At 54.7% G+C, this 25,194-nt stretch carries 23 protein-coding genes; 11 read left to right on the forward strand and 12 right to left on the reverse strand.

Features of this window, described 5'->3' with window-relative positions; genetic code table 11:
* Positions 1-209 precede the first annotated feature (209 nt).
* Together pepT and J2I47_RS04045 are read left to right on the forward strand one after the other, a co-directional pair.
* Positions 210-1,490 (forward strand): peptidase T, encoded by a 1,281-nt coding sequence (gene pepT, locus J2I47_RS04040; RefSeq protein WP_207363279.1) that lies wholly within the window; start codon positions 210-212, stop codon positions 1,488-1,490.
* Between the two features lie 114 nt (positions 1,491-1,604).
* Positions 1,605-2,432 (forward strand): M90 family metallopeptidase, encoded by an 828-nt coding sequence (locus J2I47_RS04045; RefSeq protein ID WP_207363280.1) that lies wholly within the window; start codon positions 1,605-1,607, stop codon positions 2,430-2,432.
* Positions 2,433-2,611: 179 nt separating this feature from the next.
* On the opposite strand, the gene J2I47_RS04050 is transcribed toward J2I47_RS04045, so the two are convergent.
* Entirely contained in the window at positions 2,612-3,976 is a 1,365-nt protein-coding gene (locus J2I47_RS04050) for an L-serine ammonia-lyase (RefSeq protein ID WP_207363281.1), read from the reverse strand.
* 190 nt (positions 3,977-4,166) lie between these two features.
* On the opposite strand from J2I47_RS04050, the gene J2I47_RS04055 reads away from it, so the two are divergent.
* Positions 4,167-5,228, forward strand: a complete 1,062-nt coding sequence (locus J2I47_RS04055; RefSeq protein WP_207363282.1) for a glycoside hydrolase family 113 — start codon at positions 4,167-4,169, stop codon at positions 5,226-5,228.
* A 37-nt stretch (positions 5,229-5,265) separates the two neighbouring features.
* On the opposite strand, the gene J2I47_RS04060 is transcribed toward J2I47_RS04055, so the two are convergent.
* The 8 genes from J2I47_RS04060 to J2I47_RS04095 all read right to left on the reverse strand — a co-directional run bounded on the left by J2I47_RS04060 (position 5,266) and on the right by J2I47_RS04095 (position 16,504).
* Positions 5,266-6,141: an alpha/beta fold hydrolase gene (locus tag J2I47_RS04060; protein WP_207363283.1), complete on the reverse strand. Its 876-nt coding sequence runs from the start codon at positions 6,139-6,141 to the stop codon at positions 5,266-5,268.
* 58 nt (positions 6,142-6,199) lie between these two features.
* Positions 6,200-6,766 (reverse strand): Crp/Fnr family transcriptional regulator, encoded by a 567-nt coding sequence (locus J2I47_RS04065; protein WP_207363284.1) that lies wholly within the window; start codon positions 6,764-6,766, stop codon positions 6,200-6,202.
* Positions 6,767-7,071: 305 nt separating this feature from the next.
* On the reverse strand, positions 7,072-7,230 hold the full coding sequence (locus J2I47_RS26955) for an element excision factor XisI family protein (protein ID WP_207363285.1): 159 nt from the start codon (positions 7,228-7,230) through the stop codon (positions 7,072-7,074).
* A gap of 220 nt (positions 7,231-7,450) precedes the next feature.
* On the reverse strand, positions 7,451-10,504 hold the full coding sequence (gene polA / locus J2I47_RS04075) for a DNA polymerase I (RefSeq protein ID WP_207363795.1): 3,054 nt from the start codon (positions 10,502-10,504) through the stop codon (positions 7,451-7,453).
* 323 nt (positions 10,505-10,827) lie between these two features.
* On the reverse strand, positions 10,828-11,787 hold the full coding sequence (locus J2I47_RS04080; protein ID WP_229374272.1) for a fasciclin domain-containing protein: 960 nt from the start codon (positions 11,785-11,787) through the stop codon (positions 10,828-10,830).
* A gap of 268 nt (positions 11,788-12,055) precedes the next feature.
* A complete protein-coding gene (locus tag J2I47_RS04085; RefSeq protein ID WP_207363287.1) occupies positions 12,056-12,574 on the reverse strand; it encodes a Rad52/Rad22 family DNA repair protein in 519 nt (172 codons plus the stop codon).
* A gap of 121 nt (positions 12,575-12,695) precedes the next feature.
* Positions 12,696-15,038 carry a glycoside hydrolase family 20 protein gene (locus J2I47_RS04090; protein ID WP_207363288.1) on the reverse strand — a complete coding sequence of 781 codons (2,343 nt, stop codon included), beginning with the start codon at positions 15,036-15,038 and terminating at the stop codon, positions 12,696-12,698.
* A 203-nt stretch (positions 15,039-15,241) separates the two neighbouring features.
* Complete coding sequence (locus J2I47_RS04095) at positions 15,242-16,504, reverse strand: protoporphyrinogen/coproporphyrinogen oxidase (RefSeq protein WP_207363289.1); 1,263 nt, start codon at positions 16,502-16,504, stop codon at positions 15,242-15,244.
* A gap of 209 nt (positions 16,505-16,713) precedes the next feature.
* Here J2I47_RS04095 and J2I47_RS04100 point away from each other — a divergent pair, with 209 nt between their 5' ends.
* The 7 genes from J2I47_RS04100 to J2I47_RS04130 all read left to right on the forward strand — a co-directional run bounded on the left by J2I47_RS04100 (position 16,714) and on the right by J2I47_RS04130 (position 22,387).
* A complete protein-coding gene (locus J2I47_RS04100) occupies positions 16,714-17,289 on the forward strand; it encodes an anthranilate synthase component II (protein ID WP_207363290.1) in 576 nt (191 codons plus the stop codon).
* Complete coding sequence (locus tag J2I47_RS04105) at positions 17,286-18,059, forward strand: alpha/beta fold hydrolase (RefSeq protein WP_207363291.1); 774 nt, start codon at positions 17,286-17,288, stop codon at positions 18,057-18,059. The genes J2I47_RS04100 and J2I47_RS04105 overlap by 4 nt, the downstream gene beginning before the upstream one ends.
* Positions 18,060-18,126: 67 nt before the next feature.
* Positions 18,127-18,795, forward strand: a complete 669-nt coding sequence (locus tag J2I47_RS04110; RefSeq protein ID WP_207363292.1) for a CBS domain-containing protein — start codon at positions 18,127-18,129, stop codon at positions 18,793-18,795.
* Positions 18,796-18,903: 108 nt separating this feature from the next.
* Positions 18,904-19,779, forward strand: a complete 876-nt coding sequence (locus J2I47_RS04115; protein ID WP_207363293.1) for an NAD kinase — start codon at positions 18,904-18,906, stop codon at positions 19,777-19,779.
* Positions 19,780-19,887: 108 nt separating this feature from the next.
* Positions 19,888-20,853, forward strand: coding sequence for a hypothetical protein (locus J2I47_RS04120; RefSeq protein WP_207363294.1), 966 nt, complete (start codon positions 19,888-19,890; stop codon positions 20,851-20,853).
* Positions 20,844-21,512, forward strand: coding sequence for a type IX secretion system protein PorG (gene porG / locus J2I47_RS04125; protein ID WP_207363295.1), 669 nt, complete (start codon positions 20,844-20,846; stop codon positions 21,510-21,512). The genes J2I47_RS04120 and porG overlap by 10 nt, the downstream gene beginning before the upstream one ends.
* A gap of 86 nt (positions 21,513-21,598) precedes the next feature.
* The gene (locus J2I47_RS04130) at positions 21,599-22,387 is read left to right on the forward strand and encodes a M23 family metallopeptidase (protein ID WP_207363296.1); all 789 of its coding nucleotides are present in this window, start codon (positions 21,599-21,601) and stop codon (positions 22,385-22,387) included.
* An 87-nt stretch (positions 22,388-22,474) separates the two neighbouring features.
* Here the strand turns inward: J2I47_RS04130 and J2I47_RS04135 are convergent, their stop codons facing one another.
* On the reverse strand, positions 22,475-22,678 hold the full coding sequence (locus J2I47_RS04135) for a hypothetical protein (RefSeq protein ID WP_207363297.1): 204 nt from the start codon (positions 22,676-22,678) through the stop codon (positions 22,475-22,477).
* A 75-nt stretch (positions 22,679-22,753) separates the two neighbouring features.
* Between J2I47_RS04135 and J2I47_RS04140 the strand changes: the two genes are divergently transcribed.
* Complete coding sequence (locus J2I47_RS04140; protein WP_207363298.1) at positions 22,754-23,233, forward strand: FKBP-type peptidyl-prolyl cis-trans isomerase; 480 nt, start codon at positions 22,754-22,756, stop codon at positions 23,231-23,233.
* Here the strand turns inward: J2I47_RS04140 and J2I47_RS04145 are convergent.
* Positions 23,205-24,662: a CCA tRNA nucleotidyltransferase gene (locus J2I47_RS04145; RefSeq protein ID WP_207363299.1), complete on the reverse strand. Its 1,458-nt coding sequence runs from the start codon at positions 24,660-24,662 to the stop codon at positions 23,205-23,207. The two genes, J2I47_RS04140 and J2I47_RS04145, sit on opposite strands and share 29 nt — an antisense overlap.
* On the reverse strand, positions 24,659-25,183 hold the full coding sequence (locus tag J2I47_RS04150; RefSeq protein ID WP_207363300.1) for an L-threonylcarbamoyladenylate synthase: 525 nt from the start codon (positions 25,181-25,183) through the stop codon (positions 24,659-24,661). The genes J2I47_RS04145 and J2I47_RS04150 overlap by 4 nt, the downstream gene beginning before the upstream one ends.
* Between the last annotated feature and the right edge of the window lie 11 nt (positions 25,184-25,194).

The raw sequence follows: 25,194 nt of genomic DNA on the forward strand, positions 1-25,194 counted from the left end.
AACGTCGCATTACGGGCCGGAGGCCCTTAGATATGGGTCACTCGGCTGGAGCCGAGCGACAACGGAGAGGTTCTTAAATTGAATCAACGTCGTTGTCACCCTGAGCTTGTCGAAGGGCCCGCGCCGCGTAGCCTGGAGCGCGCAGCCATACTCGTGCAAAGCCATGTCGCACAAAGCCACACACAAAAACAGCCACGTACCCCCCCCTTATGATCAATACCGAATCCCTCACCAGCCGTTTTCTGCGTTACGTGCAGATTGACACCCAATCGGACCCTCAATCGACGGCGGGGCCGACTACCGAAAAGCAAAAAGATCTGGGCCGACTGCTGGTTTCGGAGTTGCACGAATTGGGCATTGCCGATGCCGAACTGGACGACTTCGGCTATATCTACGCCACCATTCCGGCCAACAGCCTCGATGAAGGCGACCCGGACGTAGATGCTCTGCAACCCCCCACGATCTGCTTCTGCGCCCACATGGACACCTCGCCCGACGTGACGGGGGCGGGCGTAAAACCCATCATCCACCACGCCTGGGACGGCTCTGATATTGAACTACCCGACCGGGAGAACGCCACCGATGCGCCCATCGTGATCCGCCGCGCCGACCATCCCGATCTGGCCGAGCAAGTGGGCAACGACATCATCACGGCCAGTGGCACCACGCTGCTGGGGGCCGACAACAAATCGGGCATTGCCGCCATTATGGCCGCCGCCGAATACCTGATGACGAACCCGGAAGTCCCTCACGGACGCATCCGGCTGCTGTTTACCCCCGACGAAGAAGTAGGGCGCGGCACGGCCAACCTCGACATGAAACGCCTCGACGCCCATTTTGGCTACACCATCGACGGTGAATCATTGAGTACGCTGGAAGATGAAACGTTCTCCGCCGATGGTGTGAAGATTGTGATTCAGGGCGTGAGTACGCATCCCGGTTTTGCCAAAGGCAAGCTGGAAAACGCGCTGAAAATTGCGGGCGACATCCTGGCCGGGCTTCCCCAGAAAGGCCTCTCGCCCGAAACGACGGAGGGTAAGGAGGGGTTTGTTCACCCCACCAGCATAGAAGGCAATCAGGACCGTGTGACGCTCAGCTTCATCGTCCGCGATTTCACGACGGAAGGCCTGCACGCGCACGAAACGCTATTGCAAAACCTGCTCAACAGCGTCCTCCGCGACTACCCCCATTCTACGGCCACGTTCTCGGTAACGGAGCAGTACCGCAACATGAAAGAAGTACTGGACCGCCACCCCGCCGTGGTCGATAAGGCACTGGAAGCTATCCGTCGGGCGGGTCTCACGCCCAAACGGCGCAGCATTCGGGGCGGCACCGACGGCTCGCGGCTATCGTTTATGGGCCTGCCCTGCCCTAACATTTTCGCCGGCGAACACGCCTTCCACTCGCGGCAGGAGTGGGTCTCGGTTCAGGATATGCAAAAAGCCGCCGAAGTAGTCGTGCACCTGGCGCAGGTGTGGGCGGAAGGGTAGTTCAATGTTTAAAGTCTAACGTTTAACGTTGCTTCGCGTCCGGCTTCTACAAGCGCGAAGCAACGTTAAACGTTAGACTTTAAACATTGAACTACCCCTACCGTTTACCTCCTCATGGGCTATGTAATTGGGATTTTGCTGGGCTTGCTAGCGGCGGGCTTTTTGTTGTTTTTCTTTTTTCGGAAACGCCGAAAACCGGTGGTGGAGCCGGAGGCACCGTTGCCCCCAACAATGGTGGAGCTGCTGGCCCAAAACGTGCCGTACTATGCCTCGCTGCCCGATGAGAAGCAGCCGGTTTTTGCCGAGCGCGTCAATCAGTTTCTGGCCAATGTGACCATCGAAGGCGTGGATACCGAGGTGACGGACGTGGATAAAGTGCTGGTAGCCAGCAGCGCAGTCATTCCCGTGTTCGCGTTCGACGACTGGCAGTACCCCAACCTGACCAATGTGGTGCTCTACGATAGCACGTTCAACGAAAAGACCTTCGAGACCGAAGGAGCCGACCGGCGCACAATGGGGCTGGTGGGTACGGGCGGTGCGTTGCAAAGCAGCATGGCACTCTCAAAATCGGCCTTGCTCAACGGGTTTCTGAACAAGACGAGCAAGGAAAATACCGGCATCCACGAGTTTGTTCACCTCCTCGACAAAGTAGACGGCGAGATCGACGGGGCACCGGAGAGGATGATGCCCAAAGAGCACCTGCAACCCTGGCTACGGCTCATGCACGAGACCATGCAACAGATGGAAACGGGCCGCACCGACATCAACCCCTACGGCCTCACCAACGAAGCCGAGTTCTTCGCCGTCGTCTCCGAATATTTCTTCAAACGCCCCGACCTGCTGAAACAAAAGCACCCGGAACTGTTCGAACAACTCGAACTGATTTTTAAGCAGAACCCGACCACAGAGCGAAAGGTATTGGAAGGGGATGAGGGGTTTTAACGTCTAAGGTTTAAGGTTGCTTCGCGCGGGTTGCCCTTCGACTGGGCGTCCCCGACAAGCTCAGGGTGACAACGACCTTGACTCAACTCTTTGAGATGTCCCTAGCTGCCTGTCACCCTGAGCTTGTCGAAGGGCCTAGAGCGCGAAGCCAACCCGCGCGAAGCAACCTTAAACCGGCCTCAACATTCCGTCGCGCTCAGGGCCAATCCGGCTTCTGAGGTTTCCTTGTATTTTGTGGACATATCGCGGCCGGTGGCTTTCATCACTTTGATGACCGCGTCGAGGGAGATTTTTTGCATACCGGGCGAACCCGACGAGGCCAACAGGTAGGCGTTGTAAGCCTTTACGGCACCCATCGCGTTGCGTTCAATACAGGGGATTTGCACGTAGCCGCCGATGGGGTCGCAGGTCATGCCGAGGTGGTGCTCAATGCCGATTTCGGCGGCGGCTTCGATGGCCCCGATGCCGTGGCCCGCACACTGCGTCAGGAATGCCGCGCCCATGGCCGAGGCCGTCCCGATTTCACCCATGCACCCCATTTCGGCACCGGAAATGCTGGCGTTGTGCTTCACCAGGAAGCCGATGGCCGCCGCCGCCAGCAGGCCTTCGCGCAGGGTGGTTTTGTCGTAATGAAAATGGTGTTTGGCCAGGTACGTCAGCCCCGGAATCACACCCGACGCGCCCGATGTGGGGGCCGTAACGACAATGCCTCCCGCCGCGTTTTCTTCGGAAGCTGCTAAGCAGTAGGCATTTAGGAAAATCAGAAAGCTATCTGCCGACTGTGCCAGTGACCGTGCCTGTTGATACAGGGCCGGTGCTTTACGACGCAGGCGGATGTTACCGGGCAGTACGCCTTTATGTCGCAATCCCCGCCGCACGGCCTTGTGCATGGCCTCGATGAGTCCATCAATCCGGGCGTTTACTTCCTTTCGCGACAGCCTGGAAACGGCTATTTCGTTGGCTAACAACACCTCCGAGAGCGGCAATCCCGATGCGGTCAGATGCGCCTTCAACTCGTTCATCGTCGAGTAGGGGTAGGGCACCGAAACGGGGTTGGCACTCTCATCGGGTTGGCCTTTGCGGATGATGAACCCCCCCCCGATGGAGTAATATTCTTCCGACGCAATCCTGGTCGAGCCGTCGGTCAGGGTCAGTACCATGGTGTTGGCGTAGGGCGAATCATAACGGACGCGCTCGAAATGAATCGATGCCGCGTTGACCGGAAACACCTTATGACCTGCCTGAACGGGATACACTTCAGTGGGGTCGCGGAGGAGGTTGAGCAGGGCGTCGGGGTTGGTAGTTTCGGGTTGCCAGCCCAGCAGTCCGGCCACAATGGCGCGGTCGGTGCCGTGGCCTTTGCCCGTGGCACTCAACGATCCGTAGAGGTGAATGTGCAGTTCGGTGGCGGCGGCGAGTTGGTCGGCGGGAAGGTTCGACACGCGCTGAACGAAATCGTAGGCCGCTTTCATGGGGCCAATGGTGTGCGAACTCGACGGGCCGGGACCGATTTTAAACAGGTCAAAAACAGAGGTGGTGATCATTGAGGTGCGTAACGCTGATGAAGTTTGCGTAAGTTGCCCTACGCCAGTGTATAAAGGTTTTTTGGACAGGATTAGAGGGATTTTATGGATTGACAAGATTCTTTCTCATGTAAAAACGGATTAAAGAATCTTGTCAATCCATAAAATCCCTCTAATCCTGTCCAAAAAACCTTCCTCTACACGCTGGAATATGAACGCAATCTATCCAAAACCTGTGCGCCAATTCTCGTTTTCCTGCTGCCTTTTTCTCATGGCCCTGCTGGCCAACTGCCAATCGACGGTGCCCTTTGTGTATACGGGCAAGAAGATGAAGGGCGTGAATCTCGTGGCCCCGCCCCAAAAGCCCAACGACAGCACCCTGATGGCCCTTCGCGCTGACAATGGCACCTGGGTGGCGGTGGTGCCTTACGGCTTCTGCAAAAAAGACGATCCCCACTTTTACTGGCACGGCAACCCGCCCCCCGGCGAACGCCGCATGGGCCAATGGTGGGGCGAAACGCCCGAAGGCATTGCGGGCACCGTGGCGATGGCGCGGGCGCAGGGTCTGAAGGTGATGCTGAAACCACACGTCTGGATGATGGGCGGCTCGCACCTCGACCTGGCCTTTGATAAAGAAGCCGACTGGCAATCGTTTGAAACCGATTACCGGGGCTACGTACTGGGTAACGCCCGCATCGCCGACTCGCTCAAGGTCGACCTGTTTTGTATTACCACCGAACTCGACAAGTTCTCGATGGCCCGCCCGGATTTCTGGAAAACCCTCATTGCCGACGTTAGGAAGGTATATAAAGGCCAGCTCACCTACGCCGCCAACTGGGACCGGTTCGCGCAGATTCCGTTCTGGAAGGAGCTTGATTACATAGGAGTGGACGCCTATTTCCCCCTCGACGATGCCAAAACCCCCTCCGAAAAAGCGATGGTGCGCGGCTGGAAAAAACCAATGGCCGAGCTAGCGGAGCTAAGCGGCAAACACCAAAAACCTATTCTCTTCACCGAGTTTGGCTACCGCGCCTGCGACCACGCCGCCGAAAAACCGTGGGAATCCGAAACCGATTGCCAGCCCAACCCCACCGCGCAAGCCAACGCCTACGCCGCCCTCACCGCCGCCGTATGGCCCCAACCCTGGTTTGCCGGTGGCTTTGTCTGGAAATGGCACATGAACGAACGCCACGGCCACCGCGAGCGCGATATGTTCAGCCCGCAGGGCAAACCCGCCGAAGTGGCGTTGAAGAAAATGTATGGCGGGGAATAGGGTAATGTACAATGTGGGTAGCAAATAGCCATACATATCAGCCAATGTGTTCTTTGTCAAGCAAAAAGTTAAATATAGCTTTTGCTACTACCTCTGGCTGCTCTTCCTGTGGAAAATGCCCGCTTGTTTCAAGGCTGATTACCTGTGAATTTGTAAATCCCGAAACAAATTTATGTAAGTAATGCACTTTAATCACAGGATCTTTTAGCCCCCAGATAAACAGTGTAGGCTTATTGGAAATATCCTGCTTCCTGATCCAAAGTGATTCAAACCAATCCTGATCATTTAATAATGATTTAGCAAACGCCAACGCTCCGTTTCGTTGCGTCTTGTTGGCAAACGGTCCTGTATACTGCTTCAACAATTTATTGGTAATTTTATGATCACCAAACGAGTTAGGTAGAATGAATTTTGGTGAAAAATTGAGATAGCGATACAAAAAAGGAAGTAATGGATTTTTTAATATCTTACTAAGCCTGATGAAATCAGGTTCATATCTACTACTCCATAACCAAGAATTAAGGATTACTAGCCTCTTTATTCTGTCAGGCAATTTCATTGCGAAATTTAATCCAATTGGTCCGCCAACGTCGTGAACCACCAACGTTATATTGTCCAGTTGTTTTTCAAATACAAATTTCTCAAGGGTTTCACTATGGTTTTGTGTTGAGTAGTCATACCGTTCGGGTTTGTCTGAAAGCCCAAAACCAATGTGGTCAATCGCTACGCAACGAAAATGCTTAGCCAGTTTTTTGATAACATTGCGAAAATCGAAACTCCACGATGGCGTACCATGAACAAACAGCACTGTTTCTCCTTCTCCTTCGTCGATGTAATGAAGGTTGTATCCGTTGATGTTAGCGTAGTTTGATATAAACGGATATTCCGCTGTGTCAAGCCAATGTGTTGCCATACTTTTTTATAACAAAAGTCGCAACCTCATCAAAGATAAATCTTGGTCTATACCAACATCAGATTTTCACTTTGTTAAATAACTTGCTAAAATTTGTTGGGTCTATACCCAAGTAAGAGGCAATGTACTTATGGGGAACAAGTTGCAATAGGTGAGAGCTCCGTTGGCAAAATATCCTGTATCGCTCTTCGATAGTTAATGAATGCAGCTCAATATGTCGGCTAATCATTCCAGCCAAGACATATTCCGTCATTTTTCTAAAAAGGCGTTCTAGTTGCTGAGATTGGTCAAAAAGTTGTTGAAGATCATTAAAAGTTACGTATTCTAACTCACTGTCTGTCAGGCATGTCAAGAAATAAGTTGAAGGTTGCTGTAATGAAAAAGATTCAGGAATAGCACACAAGTTTGGCGGGTAGGTAAAGGCAATGACATGTGTTTTGTTGTCAGCATCAAAATAAGACATTTGCACACCACTTTTTACAAAATAAAGTTTTCCCTGAACTTGGCCCGGAACAATTATAAAACTGCCTTTTTTAAATGCTTCGGGTTTAAGTCTGTCTGCAAGCAAAGCATAGTCTTCTGTGCTAATGTTGTGAAAAAGGTTAAAGTATTCGTGGCGCTCCATAAGTCATAGTTAGCAAAACCGGTATGTTAGTTCTAAACTGTGCGTGTTTTATCTCCCAATGTGCTACGAGTCAGTTTCCCCCAAATCCGACTCCGATTTCCATCTGGACGGCCATTTTACGCCACCGAAAATCCAGAATAGGTCCGAATTGAATTGGGAAGAAAGCCGATGACAATGTCTGACATGGTGGGAATACCTTAGGCTGTAAGGTCATCGGTTGCAATGAGTAGGTTGGTGTTGTTGACCAATATCCAGATTTTGCCGGTGGGTTTGATCTGGAAATGGAACAGTACTTTGTATAGGTATTAGCTAATCACCCATCCGATTCTCACCACCTGAAAATGATGATGAACCGTGTCTGTCACCAGCGTATATTCCGTATCGGCAAGGTGTTGACGATGGCTGACAAACGTCTCTAGCCAACTGGTTAGGATTGCTTCGTATCGTTCTATCTGCTTATACATTGCTCTAACATTTTAACGTGTAACAGCTTCGCGCTACGTGCCATTCGGCAGGCTTATTTTTTGTCATCCCGACGCAGGAGGGATCTAGTCTCCTGAGAACAGATTATGAGTGAGGAAAATAGATCCCTCCTGCGTCGGGATGACAAAAAATAAGCCTGCCGAATGGCACGTAGCGCGAAGCCGACCTATCGAACCGCATTTTACATTTTTCATTCCCATCTCAATGCGCCACTAACCAGTTCTCCCCAAACCCGACGCCGGTTTCCATTTGGACGGCCATGGGGATGGCGGTTTTCATGATCCGGTCTACGTTTTCTTTTAGGAACTCCATCTCTGATTTGTGAGCGTCGAACACGAGTTCGTCATGCACGGTCAGGATCATTTTCGACTTCAGGTTTTCGCGGGTCATGAAGGCGTGGATGTTGATCATCGCGATCTTGAGCATGTCGGCGGCGCTGCCCTGAATGGGGGCGTTCACGGCGTTACGCTCGGCAAACATCCGGTCAGTGATGTTGCGCGAATTGATGTCGCGGAGGTAGCGGCGGCGACCCAGAATCGTTTCGGCGTAGCCACAGCCACGGGCCTTCTCGATGCTCTGATCCATGTAGGCCTTCACCGCCGAAAACTCCTGGAAATACTCGTCGATGATTTGCCCGGCTTCCTTGCGCGGAATCTTCAGCCGTTGCGATAGTCCGAACGACGAAATGCCGTATATGATGCCAAAATTGATGGTTTTGGCCTTCCGGCGCATCTCACTCGTCACCTCGCCAATGCCCACGTGGAAGACTTTGCTGGCCGTTTGGGTGTGAATGTCGATGTTGTTGTTGAACGCATCGAGCATGGTCTGATCACCGCTGAAGGCCGCCATGATCCGCAATTCGATTTGCGAATAGTCGGCCGACATGATCAGAAACTCGTCGGAGCGGGGCACGAAGGCTTTGCGGATTTCCTGCCCGCGCGGGGTACGGATGGGGATGTTTTGCAAGTTCGGGTTGGTCGACGACAGCCGCCCGGTGCTGGCTACGGCCTGGTTGAACGACGTATGCACCCGGCCCGTGCGCGGCGAAATCAGCAGCGGCAGGGCATCGACGTAGGTGTTTTTGAGCTTGATCAACTCCCGGTAATCCAGGATCTTGCCGATGATCGGGTTCTCAGCTTCCAGCTTCGAGAGCACCTCTTCACCGGTAGCGTATTGGCCCGTTTTGGTCTTCTTGGCGTTTTTGTCGAGGTTGAGCCGGTCGAACAAAATCTCGCCGAGTTGCTTGGGTGAGCCAATGTTAAATTCGCTGCCTGCAATCTCGTAGATCTCCTGTTGCACCAGCCGCATGTCAGTTTCCAGCGTGGCCGATAATTCAGCCAACGCGTTGGTATCCAGTGTAATGCCTTCCAGCTCAAGGTCGGCCAAAACCTGCACCAGCGGCATTTCTACTTTGTCGAAGAGTTTGTTTAGCTCGTCTTTATTGAGCATCGGCGCGAAAGTGTCGCGGAGTTGCAGGGTCACGTCGGCGTCTTCTCCGGCGTAATCCACCACTCGTTGAATGTCTACCTCGCGCATGGTGAGCTGGCCTTTTCCCTTCTTGCCAATCAGCGACTCGATGGCCACTGGGTTATAGTTGAGGTAGATGCTGGCCATCGCGTCCATGTTGTGGCGTTGCTCGGGCTCGATGAGGTAATGGGCAATCATGGTGTCGAACAGCGGCCCACGTACCACCACGCCGTACTTTTTCAGCATCAGCAGGTCATACTTCAGGTTCTGTCCCACCTTCTCGATGGCCTCGTTTTCGAAAAATGGCTTGAACTGATCAACCACCGCCTGCGCCTCGGCCCGGTCTTCGGGGACAGGGACGTAAAAGGCCTCGCCGGGTTTATACGAAAACGACAGCCCCACCAAATCAGCTTCAACGGGGTCAATGGCGGTGGTTTCGGAGTCAAAACAGACGCGGGTTTGCTCGTTGAGGTAGCCCACCAGACTAGCCCGCAGTTCAGCGGTGTCCACCAGCCGGTAGTCATGCAATACGGAGTTGATGTCTTTGCGCCGCTCCGTCGAATAAGCCGTGTCGATCTCGTACTCATGGGCGTCGTCGCCCCATGTAGCCACGCGCTCAGCGCCGGGTGCGTCTTCTACAGCGGCGGTATCGGTCACGGCATCGGGTGTGGCGGCTTCACCAGAGGCAGCAGGAGCCGCTACAGTTGTCTTTTTAGCCCGCGTTTTCTTCGCAGGTTCAACGGTTGCCGGGGCGGGTTCGTCGCCAAACAAAAACGGCAGGTCATCGGCCCCACTCGGATTGCCAACGGCGGTGGGCATGGGCATAAAGGCCGGAGCCGCATCAAAAAGACCTATTTGCCCGTTCGACGGTTTGGCCGCTGGGGTGGAGGTAGCAGCACCGTCAAAATCGCCCAGCAACCGGGTTTTCATCTGCCGGAACTCCAGTTCATCCAGCAACGCCGCCAGCCGGGGTTTGTCATAGTCCGACAGCTTCAGGGCCTCTTCGTCGAAGGGCACCGGCACTTCCATATGGATCGTAGCCAGCTCTTTCGACATAATACCCTGCTGCCCGTATTGAATCACGTTTTCTTTCAGCTTGCCTTTGAGTTGATCGGCGTTAGCAATCAGGTTTTCGATGCTGCCGTAGTCGGCGATGAGCTTTTGGGCCGTTTTTTCACCAATACCGGGAATGCCGGGAATATTGTCGACCGAATCGCCCACCAGACCGAGCATGTCGACCACCTGACTTACGTGTTCGATGCCCCAACGCTCACAGATCTCTTTCACGCCCAGCTTTTCAGCAGGTTTGCCCATGAACGCGGGTTTGTAGATGTGGACGCAGTCGTTGACAAGCTGCCCGTAATCCTTGTCGGGCGTCATCATATAGATCTCAAAGTCGCCCGCCGCGCAGGCCCGGTGCGCCAGGGTACCGATCACGTCATCGGCTTCAAAGCCTTCCTTGATCAGCATCGGCATGTTCATGGCCTCTACGATCTGCTTGATATACGGAATAGCCACCGAAATGTCTTCGGGTTGCGACTGCCGGGTGGCCTTGTACATCGGAAACTGTTCGTGCCGGAACGTCTTCTTGGAGTGGTCGAAGGCCACGCCCATGTGGGTGGGTTTTTCCTTTTGCAACACCTCCAGCAGCGAGTTCATGAAGCCGAAAACGGCGGAGGTGTTGACCCCTTTCGAGGAGATACGCGGATTTTTGTTAAACGCAAAGTGGGCGCGGTAGATCAACGCCATCGCGTCGAGCAAAAACAGTTTCTTTTCAGGTTTGGCCATTATATAGGAGATCATTGGTCATTTGCTAGCGTATACCCGGACGCGGGACCGCCCCCGCCCTAAAGGGAGCCTTGCTTGCGCAGGGGTATGCCCACAGCGTAGTTGCTCCTGCGCAAGCAAGGCTCCCTTTAGGGCGGGGGCGGTCCCGCGTCCGGGTATACGCTAGCAAATGACGGTAAAAATAGAACAGGCCCTACGCGCTTTTGATTCCGATTTCTGCCCGCAGAAGCCATCAAAAAAGCCCCACCCAGTCTGCATAGTGCTAAAGGCGACTACACAAACCAGGCAGGGCTTTTTCTGCCGAAAAGAGAAGGCAGAAGCGCTTAGTTGCCGGGCAACAGCACCCGGTCTATCTTATGAATGACGGCATTGGTAGCCAGGTTATTGGCACTGGTTACGTTGGCCGTGGTGGTACCATTGCCCGCGCCTAAGACCGTTACGCTGGTGGCTGTTACGCCAAATTTCAGCGTTGGCGTGGCACCCAGTAGCGTTGCAGAAGTCAGACCGTCAGTGAGTTGCGTTGAAAACACCCGACCCGGCACTACGTGATACGACAGTATGCGGGTAAGCTGGGCGGGCGTGGCAGCAGCGATAGCCGTGGCGCTGAAGCCAGACGCAATAAAGGCATCGTTGGTAGGCGCAAACAGCGTGGCCGCCGTGGTCGACTGAAGAGCCGTGACCACACCAGCTCCGGCTCTGGTGACGGCCGCCGCCAACAGGCTGTAGCTGCCCGGATCGGCCAGCACCGTAGCCACTACGTCGCCGGTGGGAGGTATCAACACGCCGTCGATCACGTGGATTATACCGTTGTCAGCCGCCACGTCGGGCGTGATGACTTTTTTGCCGTTGACCGAAACCGTCGAGCCAATTTTCGACACGTAGACAGTGCCGTTGGTGGTCAGCAGAGTTTGCTGCGGTGTATTCACCGCCGTCGGAATGGCGCTTGCCAACACCCGCGTACCCAGCACGTGGTACTGCAAAATGTTGGTTAACGTGGCCGTTGGCAGGGCATTTACGGCTGCCACATCGGCAATACCCGACGCTTTGAACGCGGCGTCGTTTGGCGCAAACACGGTAAACGAACCGGTCTTGAACGTCTCGGTCAGGTTGGCTTTTACGAGGGCCGCCCGCAGGAGGGTGAAGTCGTTGTTTTTGTTGACAATGTCGGTGATGGTGTTGGTTGTAACGACAGGGTCGTCCTTTTTGCAGGATGAGGTAAGCAGGCCAGTCAACAGCAAAAGGCTGCCGGCCAGGAGGTGAAGTGATTTGTTGATGAAATGCATACGACAAAACGGGTTAAACCAGTAGAACAATGAACTACGCCTGACATTCATACAAACGTACCTGGGTAGATTTTGTTGAATGTTTTTGTAAAACTCTTAAACAAAGCTGGATTAACAGAATCGCTGAGTAGGTTTATTGAGTAAACGGTCAGCCGCAGGCTCCATTGGTTGCCTCACGCCAGCAGCCGCTGAATCAACGAAAAACGGTCAATCTGGTAGCACATCATGTGCTGCCAGATTGACCGTTATACCCGCCAGAAGCAGGTTGTTATGTTTTCTGGTAAGACGCTTTGAGCGTAACGATTTCGCCGCCGCGGTAGGAGCCGTCGTTGATTTTTTTGACCAGCACTTCCAGTTGCTGATGTGCCCAGTCGGGAATGAACTTATCGGGCGTGTCGATGAATACACGGGGGTAGTTATACAGGTCGCGCCCCAGCCCGAATTGCACGGCGCACCGCTTCATGGCGTCAGAGATACCTCCTTTCACCGGTTCAATATCGGTACGGCTGGCACCATCCATTTTTGAGAGGATTGTGGGCGGTTTCCCTTCTTCGCCAGGAATGGTAACGGTGATTTTGCAGAAGAAACCACCCTGGATCTCGGAGATCTCATTCTGCCACCCCTGCCAGCCAAACTGTTTGTCGAACCGGTCCATCACGCAGCGGTTGGTGATGTAAGGTACCACCACCAGTTTACCGGTTTTGGTCTGCATCTGCACCCGCCATTCCATCTCGTCGGGCTGGATAGGCAGGGTCAATTTTTCAAGGGGATTTGTTGTTTGTTCCATGCTTTAAATATAATGAAAAAGGGGTTCAAAGTCTAATGTTCAAGGTGCAAAGTTGCTTCGCATACTACACGCAGAGCGCGAAGCAACTTTGCACCTTGAACATTAGACTTTAAACTTTTCCCTACTCCACAATAACCTCATCCACAGCCAGTGAGGCAGGTTTGCCGCCGCGTTCGTTCTGGTGTTCGTCGGGCACGATGCCGTAGTTTTTGATGATAACGCGGACGTAGCGGGCGCGGGCGGTTTTGAAATCTGCCACCACCGGTACCACGCGCCAGTGCCCCTCCAGTGGCTCGTTGACAGGCTGGGCAATGGCCTCTTTATACGAGTCGCCTTCGCGTGATAAAGCTACCTCTACCGACTTGGGTGGCAGCACGCCATACATCACTTTTTTCATGAACGAGGTCGTCACCTTCGTTACGGGTTTTACCTCGCCGAGGTCGATGGTTAGCTCAATATCGTTGCCACCCGACACCTGCACCCAGGGGCGGTCGTCGCGGGGGCTGGCGGCCACTTGTCCGTCGGTGAGGCGTTTCAGATCCGGGTCGGCGTTTTTCGGGGCTGGCGTAGCATAGGTGTAAGGTTTGCCCTTGGCGCGGTGGATGATAAACGTTTCGGCGAAGGGCTTGTCGTTACCGGGCACTGTTATGGCTTTGATCGTGGTCGTCTTCGTGAGCGTAATTGGAGCGATGTATTCAGTGGCGGCAGGCGTCGCATCGCGGCCATTGGTGGTGAAGAAAATCTTGCCGTCGGTGTCGAGTTTCGACAGCCGTACCTGCAACTGTCGGGGTGTCGACCCATTTTCATCCGTAAACTGCGTCTCGGCCCGCACGTCGAGCAGACGCTTGGCATAGTTCAGACCAATTCGGTCGAAGCGTTTCAGGTGGTTTTTCAGGCGGGCGGCGAAGTCCTCGAAGTTGCGCGGCCCGGCGGGCATCCAGCCAATTTCGGCCAGGGCCACAGCGCGGGGGTAGACCATGTATTCCACGTCGGTAGGTGTCTGGATGTATTCTGTCCAGAGGTTGCCCTGCACGCCCAGGATGTATTTCTGCTCATCGGCAGTCAGTTCGGCGGGGGTGGGTTCGTAGCTGTAGACTTTCTCCACGGGCAGGTAGCCGCCAATAGCCAGCGGCTCGGTGGTGGGGTCGGCCTGGTACTTGTCGATGTAGCAAAACGCGCCGGGTGTCATTACCACGGTATGCTTTTGTTTGGCCGCTTCAATGCCGCCCTGCACCCCCCGCCAGCTCATGACGGTGGCGTTGGGCGCGAGGCCCCCTTCCAGAATTTCGTCCCACCCGATGATGGCCCGCCCCTTGCTGTTGACGAACTTCTCGATGCGCCGGATCACGTAACTCTGCAGGCCGTTTTCGTCTTTCAGGTTTTGTTTTTTGATCAGCTCCTGGCAAAACGCGCTCTTCTTCCAGGCGTCTTTGGGGCACTCGTCGCCACCAATGTGGATGTACTTGCCGGGGAACAAGGCCATCGTTTCGGTAAGCACGTCCTGCAGGAACGTGAACGTCTTTTCGGTGGGGCAGAATACATCGCGGATGATGCCCCAGCGCGTGCCGACGGTATAGTTTTTGGCTGGCTCACAGCCCAGTTCGGGGTAAGCCGCCAGGGCAGCGAGCCCATGACCGGGCATCTCAATTTCGGGCACAATGGTCACGTGCCGGGCGGCGGCGTAGCGCACCACGTCTTTGATCTGCTCCTGCGTGTAGAACCCGCCATGGGGTTTGCCGTCGAAGCGCTGCGGGTAATATTCACCATACTGACCAATCAGCGTTTCCTTCCGCACCGATCCCACAGTTGTCAGTTTGGGGTATTTCTTGATCTCGATCCGCCAGCCCTGATCGTCGGTGAGGTGCCAGTGGAAGGTGTTCATTTTGTGCATCGCCAGCAGGTCGATAAACTTCTTCACGAAGGTGACGGGCATGAAGTGGCGGCATACGTCGAGCATCAGGCCCCGGTAGGCGTAGCGGGGCCGGTCGAGGATATCGCAGGCGGGCATCGACCAGTTGGTGCTGGCAGCGCGGGTGGTGCCGTATACGTCGGCGGGCAGCAGTTGCATCAGCGTCTGTGCGGCGTAGAAATAACCCTTCGGGGTCTCGGCTTCCACCCGCACGCCATCGGGCGTTACGCGCAGCAGATAGCCCTCCGGTCCGCACCGGCCTGCCGTATGTTTGTCGAATAGAATCTGTTTTCCCTTCGCCAGTGCGGGCGTAACTGTCGCTACAGAAATGGGCAGGCCACTTGTTAATTTTAACTGACTACTAAGCAGTTGTGCCGCCGCTGCCTGTGCGGGGTCTTTGCCGGTAGTCAGAATTTTGGTTGTGCCTGTCAGGACAAACCGCCCGGCCCCAGCCGAGAATCTGGCTGGAAAAGGAATGATGTTGTACTCGTTTTCGGTGGCTTGCGCGAACGTGAGCGTAGTGGTGAGAAGAAGCAGGATGAGTGTTCGGAACATGTGTTTTTTAGGGAAGAGAATTGTTTTTGCTTAGGCGAGTCTGACCTCACCCCCGGCCCCTCTCCTCAAACCAGGAGAGGGGAGACTTACCAAAATAGGGATGTTTATAAGGTTGACTTCGTTTGTAGAATTTCTCAACTCGTCTCCCCTCTCCTGGTTTGAGGAGAGGGGCCGGGGGTGAGGTGAGTCTCACCTGAACGAAGTCAAACAACCCCTCCAATTTTCTCCGCCACCAGCCGTCCCGTTTGCATGGCGGCGTTGAGCGACGGGTAGGCGGTTTGGTCGCCGCACTGGTAGAGGCCATCGCCCAGTTGCAGCGGTTGATGAATGGCATTGGGGCCGTAGGTGGGTAATGCCTGCGGAATATGGTCGGTGCGGAGGTGTTGCCAGCCACGTACCGACTCGCCAAACCAGTCTGTCAGTTCAGTGCGAAGCTGGCTGGTCAGGGCCGATTCATCCACGCGGGTCATGCCCTGTGTGCTAACCGAGATCAGGAGTTGGCCGGCGGGGGCGTAGGCGGGAGCAATGTCGCTGATAACGGTGAGGTTATGCACGGCAGATGACCGCTTCGTGTTTAGCATCAGTAACTTATCGACTTTCAGACTGTCGGGGCGGGTACCGGCCGGGGCCGAAAAATAAGTACAGGTCGTGTGGTTGAAGGCCTGCTCGGTGGGGGCGGGCCTGCCCAGCAGCCGCGCCGCCGAAGCGGCATCAACGGCTAGTACGACGGCCTCGCCGGTGAGCGTTTCGCCCGTGGCCAGCGTGACGGTTTTAGCTGACACATGAGCCACAGGCGTACTCAACCGAATGCTGTTATCGGGGAGGCTGCGGGCTAGTTGGGCGGGTATCTCGCCAATGCCGAGCGCAGGAACGGCCGCGTCGCCGAGGAAAAAGTTCTTAAAGCAGAACTGGAAAAAATTGCTCGACGTGGTCAGGTCATCTTCCAGGAAAACACCACCGAAAAAAGGCCGAAAAAACCGGTTGATCATCTGCTCTGAAAAGCCCTGTTCGTGCAAATAGGTTAGCGTGGTTGTGGCGGGCTGACCAAACATATCCTCTGTGGAAAGTCCCTGAACCTGCCGAATCAGGTTCACAATCCGAATTTTGTCGGGCAGGGTGCCAACGGGCGAAACCAGTGTTTCAAACACACTGAAGGGTTCTTTGAACGGGTTCAGTAGCCGCATCCAGTGGTCCTTGTTGCCGGCCTCGTCATGATGAATACGGGCACCCGACCGAAACAGCTGCAGGTCTAACGCGCTGTAGTTCAGTAGCTGACGGGCTTCGGGATACGCTGTCAGCAGGATCTGAAACCCCCGGTCGAGGCGAAAGCCGTTGACAACATCGGTGCGAACACGGCCCCCAACGGCGTCGGCGGCGTCGAGTAGCAGCACGTCGCGGCCTTGGCGGTGGAGGTAGTTGGCGCAGGTGAGACCGGCCATGCCAGCACCAACGATGAGAATGGGCATAGGGTGGATAAGGCTGTTTGGAAAGAACAAAAAAAGGCAGGCAGGGGAGCAAAAGCAAATGAATGTTTGTTCTGGTACTATTCGCAGAAAAATTGCATTTAGTTAAGTTAACAAAAAAATAACAAGCTGTTTTACAGTGATTTGCATTTTTGCGTTTGACAATTATTCCCAGAAAAGGGTACTTTAGGCCAACGTTACGCCAATTCGACATGCGTGTGCTTTTGCTCGACAACCTAGACTCGTTTACCTACACCCTGGCAGATTACCTGCAACAGGCGGGGGCCGAGTGTGTAGTGCGCCGAAGCAGCCTGCCATTGGAAACTATTATCAATCAGCCCTACCATGCCATCGTGCTTTCGCCAGGGCCGGGAGTGCCTGCGTCTGCGGGGTGCCTGCTGCCCGTGATCGATTATTACCACAACCGCCTGCCCATGTTGGGGGTTTGTCTGGGACAACAGGCCATTGGAAGCTATTTTGGGGCTAGTTTGCAAAAAAGCCCAAAACCCATGCATGGCAAAGTATCGACAATTCGGGTGCAGACCACCGACCCGCTGTTTCGGAATGTGCCGGAGCATATCCGGGTGACGCGGTATCACTCCCTGACGTTAGCGAACCTGCCGCCCCTGCTCGGCACCCTGGCTACAACGGCCAATGGAGAGATTATGGCGATCCGGCATCGGGCCTTGCCGATCTGGGGTGTTCAGTTCCACCCCGAAGCCGTACTCACCGAATCAGGATTGACCATCTTACGCAATTTTATCACCGCAAACCAACCCACACTATGAAGTATACCGTACACCACGAAGGCGAATTCCGCTATGTCGATGAAGGGCAGGGAGAAGTCCTTTTGTTGCTCCACGGCCTGTTTGGGGCCCTCAGCAACTGGGACGATGTAATCAACACCTTCAGCAAACAGTATCGGGTGGTCATTCCTATCCTGCCTATCTACGACATGCCCGTGCGTGAGGCCGGCCTGGACGGGCTGGTGGCGTTTGTGGAGCGGTTTGTGGCCTTCCGCGACCTGACCGACCTTACCCTGTTAGGCAATTCGCTGGGGGGGCATGTGGGCCTGCTGTATACGTTTCGCCATGCCGACATGGTGAAGCGGCTGGTGCTCACGGGTAGTTCGGGCCTGTTTGAAAACGGCATGGGCGGGTCATTCCCCAAACGCGGCTCCTACGATTTTGTGGCCGAACGCGTAGCCTACACCTTCTACGACCCTGCCGTGGCCACCAAAGAACTCATCGACGAGGTCTTTAATGTGACCAGCAGCATACCCAAATGCATGAACATCGTGCAGATTGCCAAATCGGCGCAACGAACCAATGTGGCCAAAGATTTGCACCAGATTACGGTGCCCACACTCCTGGTCTGGGGCCTGAACGATACCATTACCCCGCCGCACGTGGCCCACGAATTTGACCGGCTCATCGACAACACCGAATTATTTTTTATTGACAAATGCTGCCACGCACCCATGATGGAAAACCCCGCCCGGTTCAACAATCTGTTGATCGACTGGCTGGCCCGCCATCCGTTGTTAGTGGAGGCGTAAGGTAGTTTTTGGAAACTATGAAAAAATCTTCTTAGTTTTCAACGTTATCACTCGACTGCTAGAACCTATGATCGCCGCTGAATTGATTGACCCCATGATTCCTGCCCTTAAACCGGGCGATTCTGTTGCCGACGCGCTGGAATGGATGCAGGAACACCGCCTGTCGCAGTTGGTCATTGCCGACGCGGGCATCTATACCGGCATCGTGAGTGAAGACCTGTTGCTCGATTTATCGGACGACGAACGACCCATCAGCGACGTGATGCGGCTGGCCGAAACCGTCATGGCCCGCGAAAATCAGCACCTGCTGGAATTGATCCCTATGGTAACGGAGCACCGCCTCGACGTGCTGGCTATTGTGGGCGAAGGCAACGAACTGCTCGGCTGTGTTTCTACTACGGAACTGTTGCGGCAGTTTGCGCGTGACCTGGGCATGCTCGAAAGCGGGGCCATCCTTGTTCTGGCGCTGGACGAACATGACTATTCGATGTCGGAAATCAGCCGTTTGGTAGAATCGAACAATGCCAAAATAATCAGCAGCTATTACAGCAGTGCCGCCATTGGCATGGCCGACCGGTCGCGCCTGACGCTGAAACTAAACCGCCGCGACATCACGCCGCTTGTTTCGACCCTCGAACGGTTTGGTTACACCATTGAATCTGCTTTTGCCAACGTGCCCATCGAAAGTGTCGACCAGGAACGGTACGATGCCCTGATGCGGTATTTGAATACGTAAACTAGATAAGTTTTCCGTTTTCGGTTTTCCGTTTTCAGTTGGCTACCGCCGTAGTACGCTTGCTTTAGCCAACTGAAAACGGAAAATCGAAAACGGAAAACTGTTTTTATGAAAATTGCCATTCACGGACGTACGCTGCCTGAGCCGGCGCGACCTTTTGTTCAGTCGATGTTCGACACGCTGGCGGCCCGCGGTATCGACGTGCAGCTCTCGGAAGTATACCGGAAGGCGCTCGACGAAATGGGCGTGACGCACAACAGCCACAGCACCTATGCTACGCCACACGAGCTGTTCGACGCGGATTTTGCCTTTAGCCTGGGCGGCGATGGTACCCTGCTCGACGTAGTGTCGCAGGTGGGGGAGCGCGAAATCCCGATTGTCGGCATTAACATTGGTCGGCTGGGGTTCCTGGCAACGGTGTCGCCGGGGGGGATTCAGTTTATGCTTCACGCCCTGATGCACCAGAAATTTACCATCGACGAACGGTCGTTGGTGAGCGTGCAGACCGACACCGATATTTTCGAGGGTATCCCGTTTGGGCTAAACGACTTCACGATCACCCGCACCCAAAGCTCATCCATGATTACGGTGCATACGTACCTGGATGGTGAGTTTCTGAACTCGTACTGGGCCGACGGCATCATCATTTCCACACCTTCTGGTTCCACGGGCTATTCGCTCAGCTGCGGCGGGCCGGTGCTCTTGCCCCATACCAACAATTTCATTATCACGCCCATCAGCCCGCACAACCTCAACGTGCGGCCCATGGTGATCATGGATTCGTGCAAGCTGTCCTTTGAGGTAGAGAGCCGCAGTGGCAACTTTCTGGTAGCCCTCGATTCCCGTTCTGCCACCGTCGACGTGGCGACGAAACTGCAGGTACAGCGCGAGCGTTTTTCGGCACGGCTGGTAAAACTCAGCGACGATAATTTCCTCAACACCCTGCGCAGTAAGCTCAACTGGGGCTTCGACGTGCGTAACTAAACGGGAGCAGGTGCGTAGAAAAAGCGTTTATTCGCCAATAATTCGCCTTGCCCGCCGTTTTCTGAACAAACCGATGAAGCTGGGGCTGCTCAGCTTGTACTATAATTCATGATATACCGAAACATTGCTACCTGGGGATTTTTGTCGGCGCTGCTGGTTAGTGTGGTTAGCAACGAAGGGTTAGCGCAGGGTCGGCAAAACCCCAAATTTTTGCCTTATTCCGAAGTAGGGTTCGGGGCCGGTACGTCGACGTACTTCGGCGACCTGGCTGGGTATAGCCGCCCGCTGAAAAGCCTGTTTACCCTGCCCCGCTGGAACCTGGGCCTGATGTATACCCGGCATTTCACTCCTCAGCTCAGCGCACGGGCCTCATTCACCTGGGCACGCATTGCGGGCGATGATTATACCTACGGTAAGAGTGACCCGGTAAAATATGCCCCGTTGTATGTGCGTAACCTTCAGTTTCGGAATGATCTGAAAGAGTTTGCCCTGATCGGGATGTATGATTTCATTCCGGGTGGGCGCACCCCCCGCAACCGGCCCAAAGTGGCCCCTTATTTCCTGCTGGGGGTGGCTCTGGTAGCTCATAACCCAATGGGCCTTACTGGTCGCGACAATCCGGATGCCGGACAGCAGTGGGTAGCCCTGCAACCGCTGGGTACCGAGGGCCAGGGCCAGCCCGGCTACGCCAAACCCTATTCGCTGGTGACGGTATCTGTTCCGGTTGGTTTGGGCGTTCGGTATGCCCTCAGCGAGTCGTTCAATCTGGCGGCTGAGGTGCGTTTGACACCTACGTTCAGCGATTACCTCGACGACGTAGGTGGGCCTTACCCCAACCCGAACGACCTGGCCACACCCCTGGCTAAAGCATTTTCAGATCGTACGCTGGAACGACTGGCTACCCGCTCAGGCGAAGACCGGCAGGCAGGAATCGACAAAATCATTGCTACCGGGCAAAACCCCGCCGATATCCGGGCGCGGGGCGGCGGTGGACGCATCCCTATCAAAGATTCGTACCTGCTGACGAGCTTCCAGATTCATTACATCATTCCTGCCAAAATCAGATGCCCGTAGCCCCTGTCCTGGTCCGGCTGTTTTTGGCCGGATTTTTTCTTTTACCAACCATAAGCCGGGCACAGAAAATTGAAGTAGGCGGCGCGTTGGGCGGCATGCTCTACAAGGGCGACATATCGCCAACGCTGAATCCGCGGTTTGTACAACCGGGCGGCGGGTTGTTTTTTCGGTATCATCCCACACGCTCTGTGGCGCTTCGGGTGCAGGTGAGCACGGGCAGGCTGGTAGGCGTAGACAGCCTGACTACCGATGCCTTCCAACGCGCACGTGGAGCTTCTTTCCGTAATACGGTTCGGGAGTTTGCCGTGCTGGGTGAATACAAGTTCAGAAATTATACCCCGCTTCGCAACGTAAAAAACTGGACACCCTACGTCTTCGGCGGCCTTGGCGTGTTCACCCACGGTTTGCGGCAGCCGGGAGAAAAGCCGCTTAATATCGCGTTTCCGCTGGGTGTAGGGGTTAAATATGAGTTTCACCGCCCCTGGACACTGGGTCTGGAATGGGGTACCCGGTTTACGTTTACCGATTCGCTCGACGGCTTAAAGCAACCCACTGCTGGCACGCCACGCCTGAATCAAAGCGATCCCGATACCAACGATCAGTATACGTTTGTGGCCCTTACGCTCAGCTATACGTTTTACAAAGTCTTTTGCCCCTAGGCCCAACAGAAGGCCTATCAGGTGGCTTCTGAGGTGTATGTTTGCAGTAAACTTACCCCGTCTATTCGCCGAATCTTACCTTGCACATGCCGCCGTTTAGTCGTTTGACCAGCATCCTGCTGGTGTTGTTGCTGGGCTGCGTCAGCGTCGCTTCCTCACAGATTCCAACGCCCCTAACGCCCGACGCCACGCCTTATGCGTTTTGTCAGCGCTTCAACACACTCTACGTGGAAATTCGGGAACAGAGCATTGCCCCTGATTCAGCGCGGGCAGTGTTCAGCCAGATTATGCAGGGCCTGCGCAGCCGTTACCAGACTAACGTGAATTTTCCGGATACGACTCAACCAGACGGACTTGCCCGCACGGCCATGTGGTTTCCGTTGCGGGGTTATGCCTCGTCGGCTATTGGCGGTCGTCACGGCGAAGGCTACCGGGGTAATGGCTTCGACCTGTTCGATTATAATGTGCGGGGTAGCCACCCGGCTCAGGATATTTTCATTCGCGATCAGAACCAGGACTGTATTGACGACCGCACAGGTGCGCCGGTAGACGTGCTGGCTATGGGCGAGGGGCTGGTGCTGGCCGTTGAAACAGGCTGGACGCCGGGGCAGGATTACCGGGGCGGCAACTGGATTTGGGTTTACGATCCCGTTCGTGATGGCCTGTTTTATTACGCCCACAACAGGGTAGTGAACGTGGCTATGGGCGACTGGGTGCAGGCTGGTCAAAAGCTTGGTGAGGTGGGGCGCTCAGGGTTTAACGCCTACAAAGCCCGTTCGCCAACGCACCTGCACCTGATGTATCTGCAACTCCAGCCAGACGGCCTGCCACAGCCTAAGAATACGTATGGGTGGCTGCTGACGGCGAAGAAATAATGTACAATGCATAATGTACAATGGCTGGCGCAAGCCTACTCGTTGGTTAACCATTGTACATTGTACATTATGCATTGTAGATTATTACTACGAATTATTAATCAAATTGATCCCGGCGCCAAAGAAGATCAGGCCCACGATGAAGGGGGCGGCGGCTTCACCGCGTGATACGTCCAGACCCAGCGTTGGCTTGCCATCAGACAGGAAAGCCACGCAGGCAAACAAGATCACTACGGCCCCCAAAATGGCTAGGCCCGCACCAAACGAACGACGAAAATTATTCTTTTCCATAGTGCTGCAAAACTACGTTGCTCAGCAGAAAGTTTGGTGATAGTACCAACGCATTAACCATTGATAAACTTGATTATGCTAAACAGACTTGTCCTCGCGTTCTTGATTTGCTCCCTCGCTGCCAGTGGTTGTAAACAGGCCGACCAAACGCCCTGCACTTCCTCGGCCGTTACGGCAAAGGCACCACCCACGGAAGTAGCCACGCTGAAGCAATACATTGACGCAAACAAGATTGCGGCCACTGCCGACGACCGCGGTTTTTATTATAGTATCCAGTCGCCGGGAACGGGAGCCAAGCCTACGGTTTGTTCCAACGTGACGGTGAATTATAGCGGTAAGCTCACTGATAACAGTACGTTTGATAGTGGCAATGGCGTGAGTTTTGGGCTAAACCAACTCATCATTGGCTGGCAGGAAGGTATCCCGCTGGTGGCCCCCGGCGGCAGCATCACCCTCTACTTACCACCCAGTCTGGCCTACGGTTCTGCCGCTCAGAACGGCATTCCTGCCAACTCGATCCTGATATTCAAGATTGACCTGCTGAAGGTGAATTAGCCGTTTGCCGGGGCGTTAGGCCCAGTTTTTTTCCCATATCCAGCATAAAGGGAAACGCTTCGTCTAGGCGGTTGGGAATAGTGCCGTCCAGGATGGCTTCGCGGACGGCCACCTTAATCTCGCCTACCTCTTTCGACGGTTTCAGGCCGAAGGTTTCCATGATTAGTTCGCCCGTGATGACGGGCTGAAAGTTGCGGAGTTGATCGCGCTCTTCCAGATCGTGCAGCTTCTGCTCTACCTGATCGAACCGCTGTAAATGCCGCTGTACTTTGTCATGATTTTTCGACGTGATATCGGCTCGGCAAAGCGTGAGCAGGTTTTCCAGGTCCGGACCGGCGTCAAACAACAACCGGCGCAGGGCCGAGTCGGTGATGCCGTCTTTAACCAGCGGAATGGGGCGCATGTGCAGCCGGACCAGCTTTTGCACCTGCTTCATGTGCTCGTTGAGGGGCAATTTCAACCGCCGAAACAGATTGGGCACCTGTCGGGCACCCACTTCTTCGTGACCATGAAAGGTCCAGCCCACGCGTTTGTCGAAGCGTTTGGTCTGGGTTTTGGCAATGTCATGCAGCAACGCCGACCACCGCAGCCAGAGGTCGTTGCTCCTGCCCGCCACGTTATCAAGCACCTGCAGGGTATGGTAAAAATTGTCTTTGTGCCCTTTGCCATCTACGGTTTCCACGCCCTTCAGGGCCACCAGTTCGGGCAGGAGATGCTGCAGCAAGCCGGCCTGATAAAGCAGTTTAAACCCGTAGGAGGGGGTAGGAGCCAGAATGATCTTGTTCAATTCCTCAATGATCCGCTCCATCGACACAATCCCGATTCGGTCGTTCATCCGGATGATGCCGTCGAACGTATCGGCGTCAATGTCGAAGTTAAGCTGGGTAGCAAACCGGATGGCCCGCATCATGCGCAGGGGGTCGTCGGAAAAAGTAATGTCGGGGGCCAGTGGCGTGCGGATAATCTTCCGTTTCAGGTCGGTGAGGCCGTTGAAGGGATCAATCAACTCGCCGAAGGTATCCGGGTTGAGGCTGATGCTCATGGCGTTGATGGTGAGGTCGCGCCGGTTTTGATCATCCTGTAGGGTGCCGTCTTCAACGACGGGCTTGCGTGAGTCGGCCCGGTACGATTCTTTCCGGGCACCCACAAATTCTACTCCTATCAGGCCGTCGGCAGGGTCGTCTACGCGAAGCATGGCCGTGCCGAAGTTCTGGTACACGGTCACGTTGACTTTTGCCGCTTTCCCCACGGCTTCGGCCAGCGCGATGCCGCTACCCAGGCATACGATGTCGATGTCTTTGGAAGGCCGTTTCAGCACCAGGTCGCGCACATAACCCCCCACTACGTAGGCAGGAATGCCCAGTGCCCGCGCCTGGGTGGCAATACGCTCGAAGATGGGTTTGGTATGGAGGAAATCTGAGAAATTCATTTTCTTAAAAATTCAACTTCGCCACCCTGACCCAGCTTCATGATACGGGGTTTGCGGAAGTTGCGGGATACCGTACCAACAGAGTGACTAATGACCTTTTGGGCGGCGTCGGGCAGGGTGAAACTTTCAAACGGCAACGTAATCAGCCCTTTTGTAAATCCGCCCAACAGAAATTGTACTGTTTCATCGGTCGATTTGCGGATGGCAATTTCACCCTGGTCGAGGCCACCCGCTACGTTTTTGCCTCGTTCAAAAACAACGGTCAGCGGAATTTCGGCAAACTCGACCAGGTCATACGCAATGTCTGGCATCTTGAGCACGTACATCGCTACCTGATCGGTGTTTTTGGCCAGCACCGTGAGCATGTATGGATTTTTGGTGGCTTCTTTTAGCGCAAGCAACTGCTCCAAAGCATCGTCGTTCTGCGGGTCGGCCCCCACCGACCAGCCCGTTTCGTCGGCAATGCCAATCAGTTGGCCCTGACGGAGGGCATGAATCAGTTCGCGGTTGGAGGTTGTCATAGCATTTTCAA

It is taken from the genome of Fibrella rubiginis (assembly GCF_017353185.1).
GTDB lineage: Bacteria > Bacteroidota > Bacteroidia > Cytophagales > Spirosomataceae > Fibrella > Fibrella rubiginis.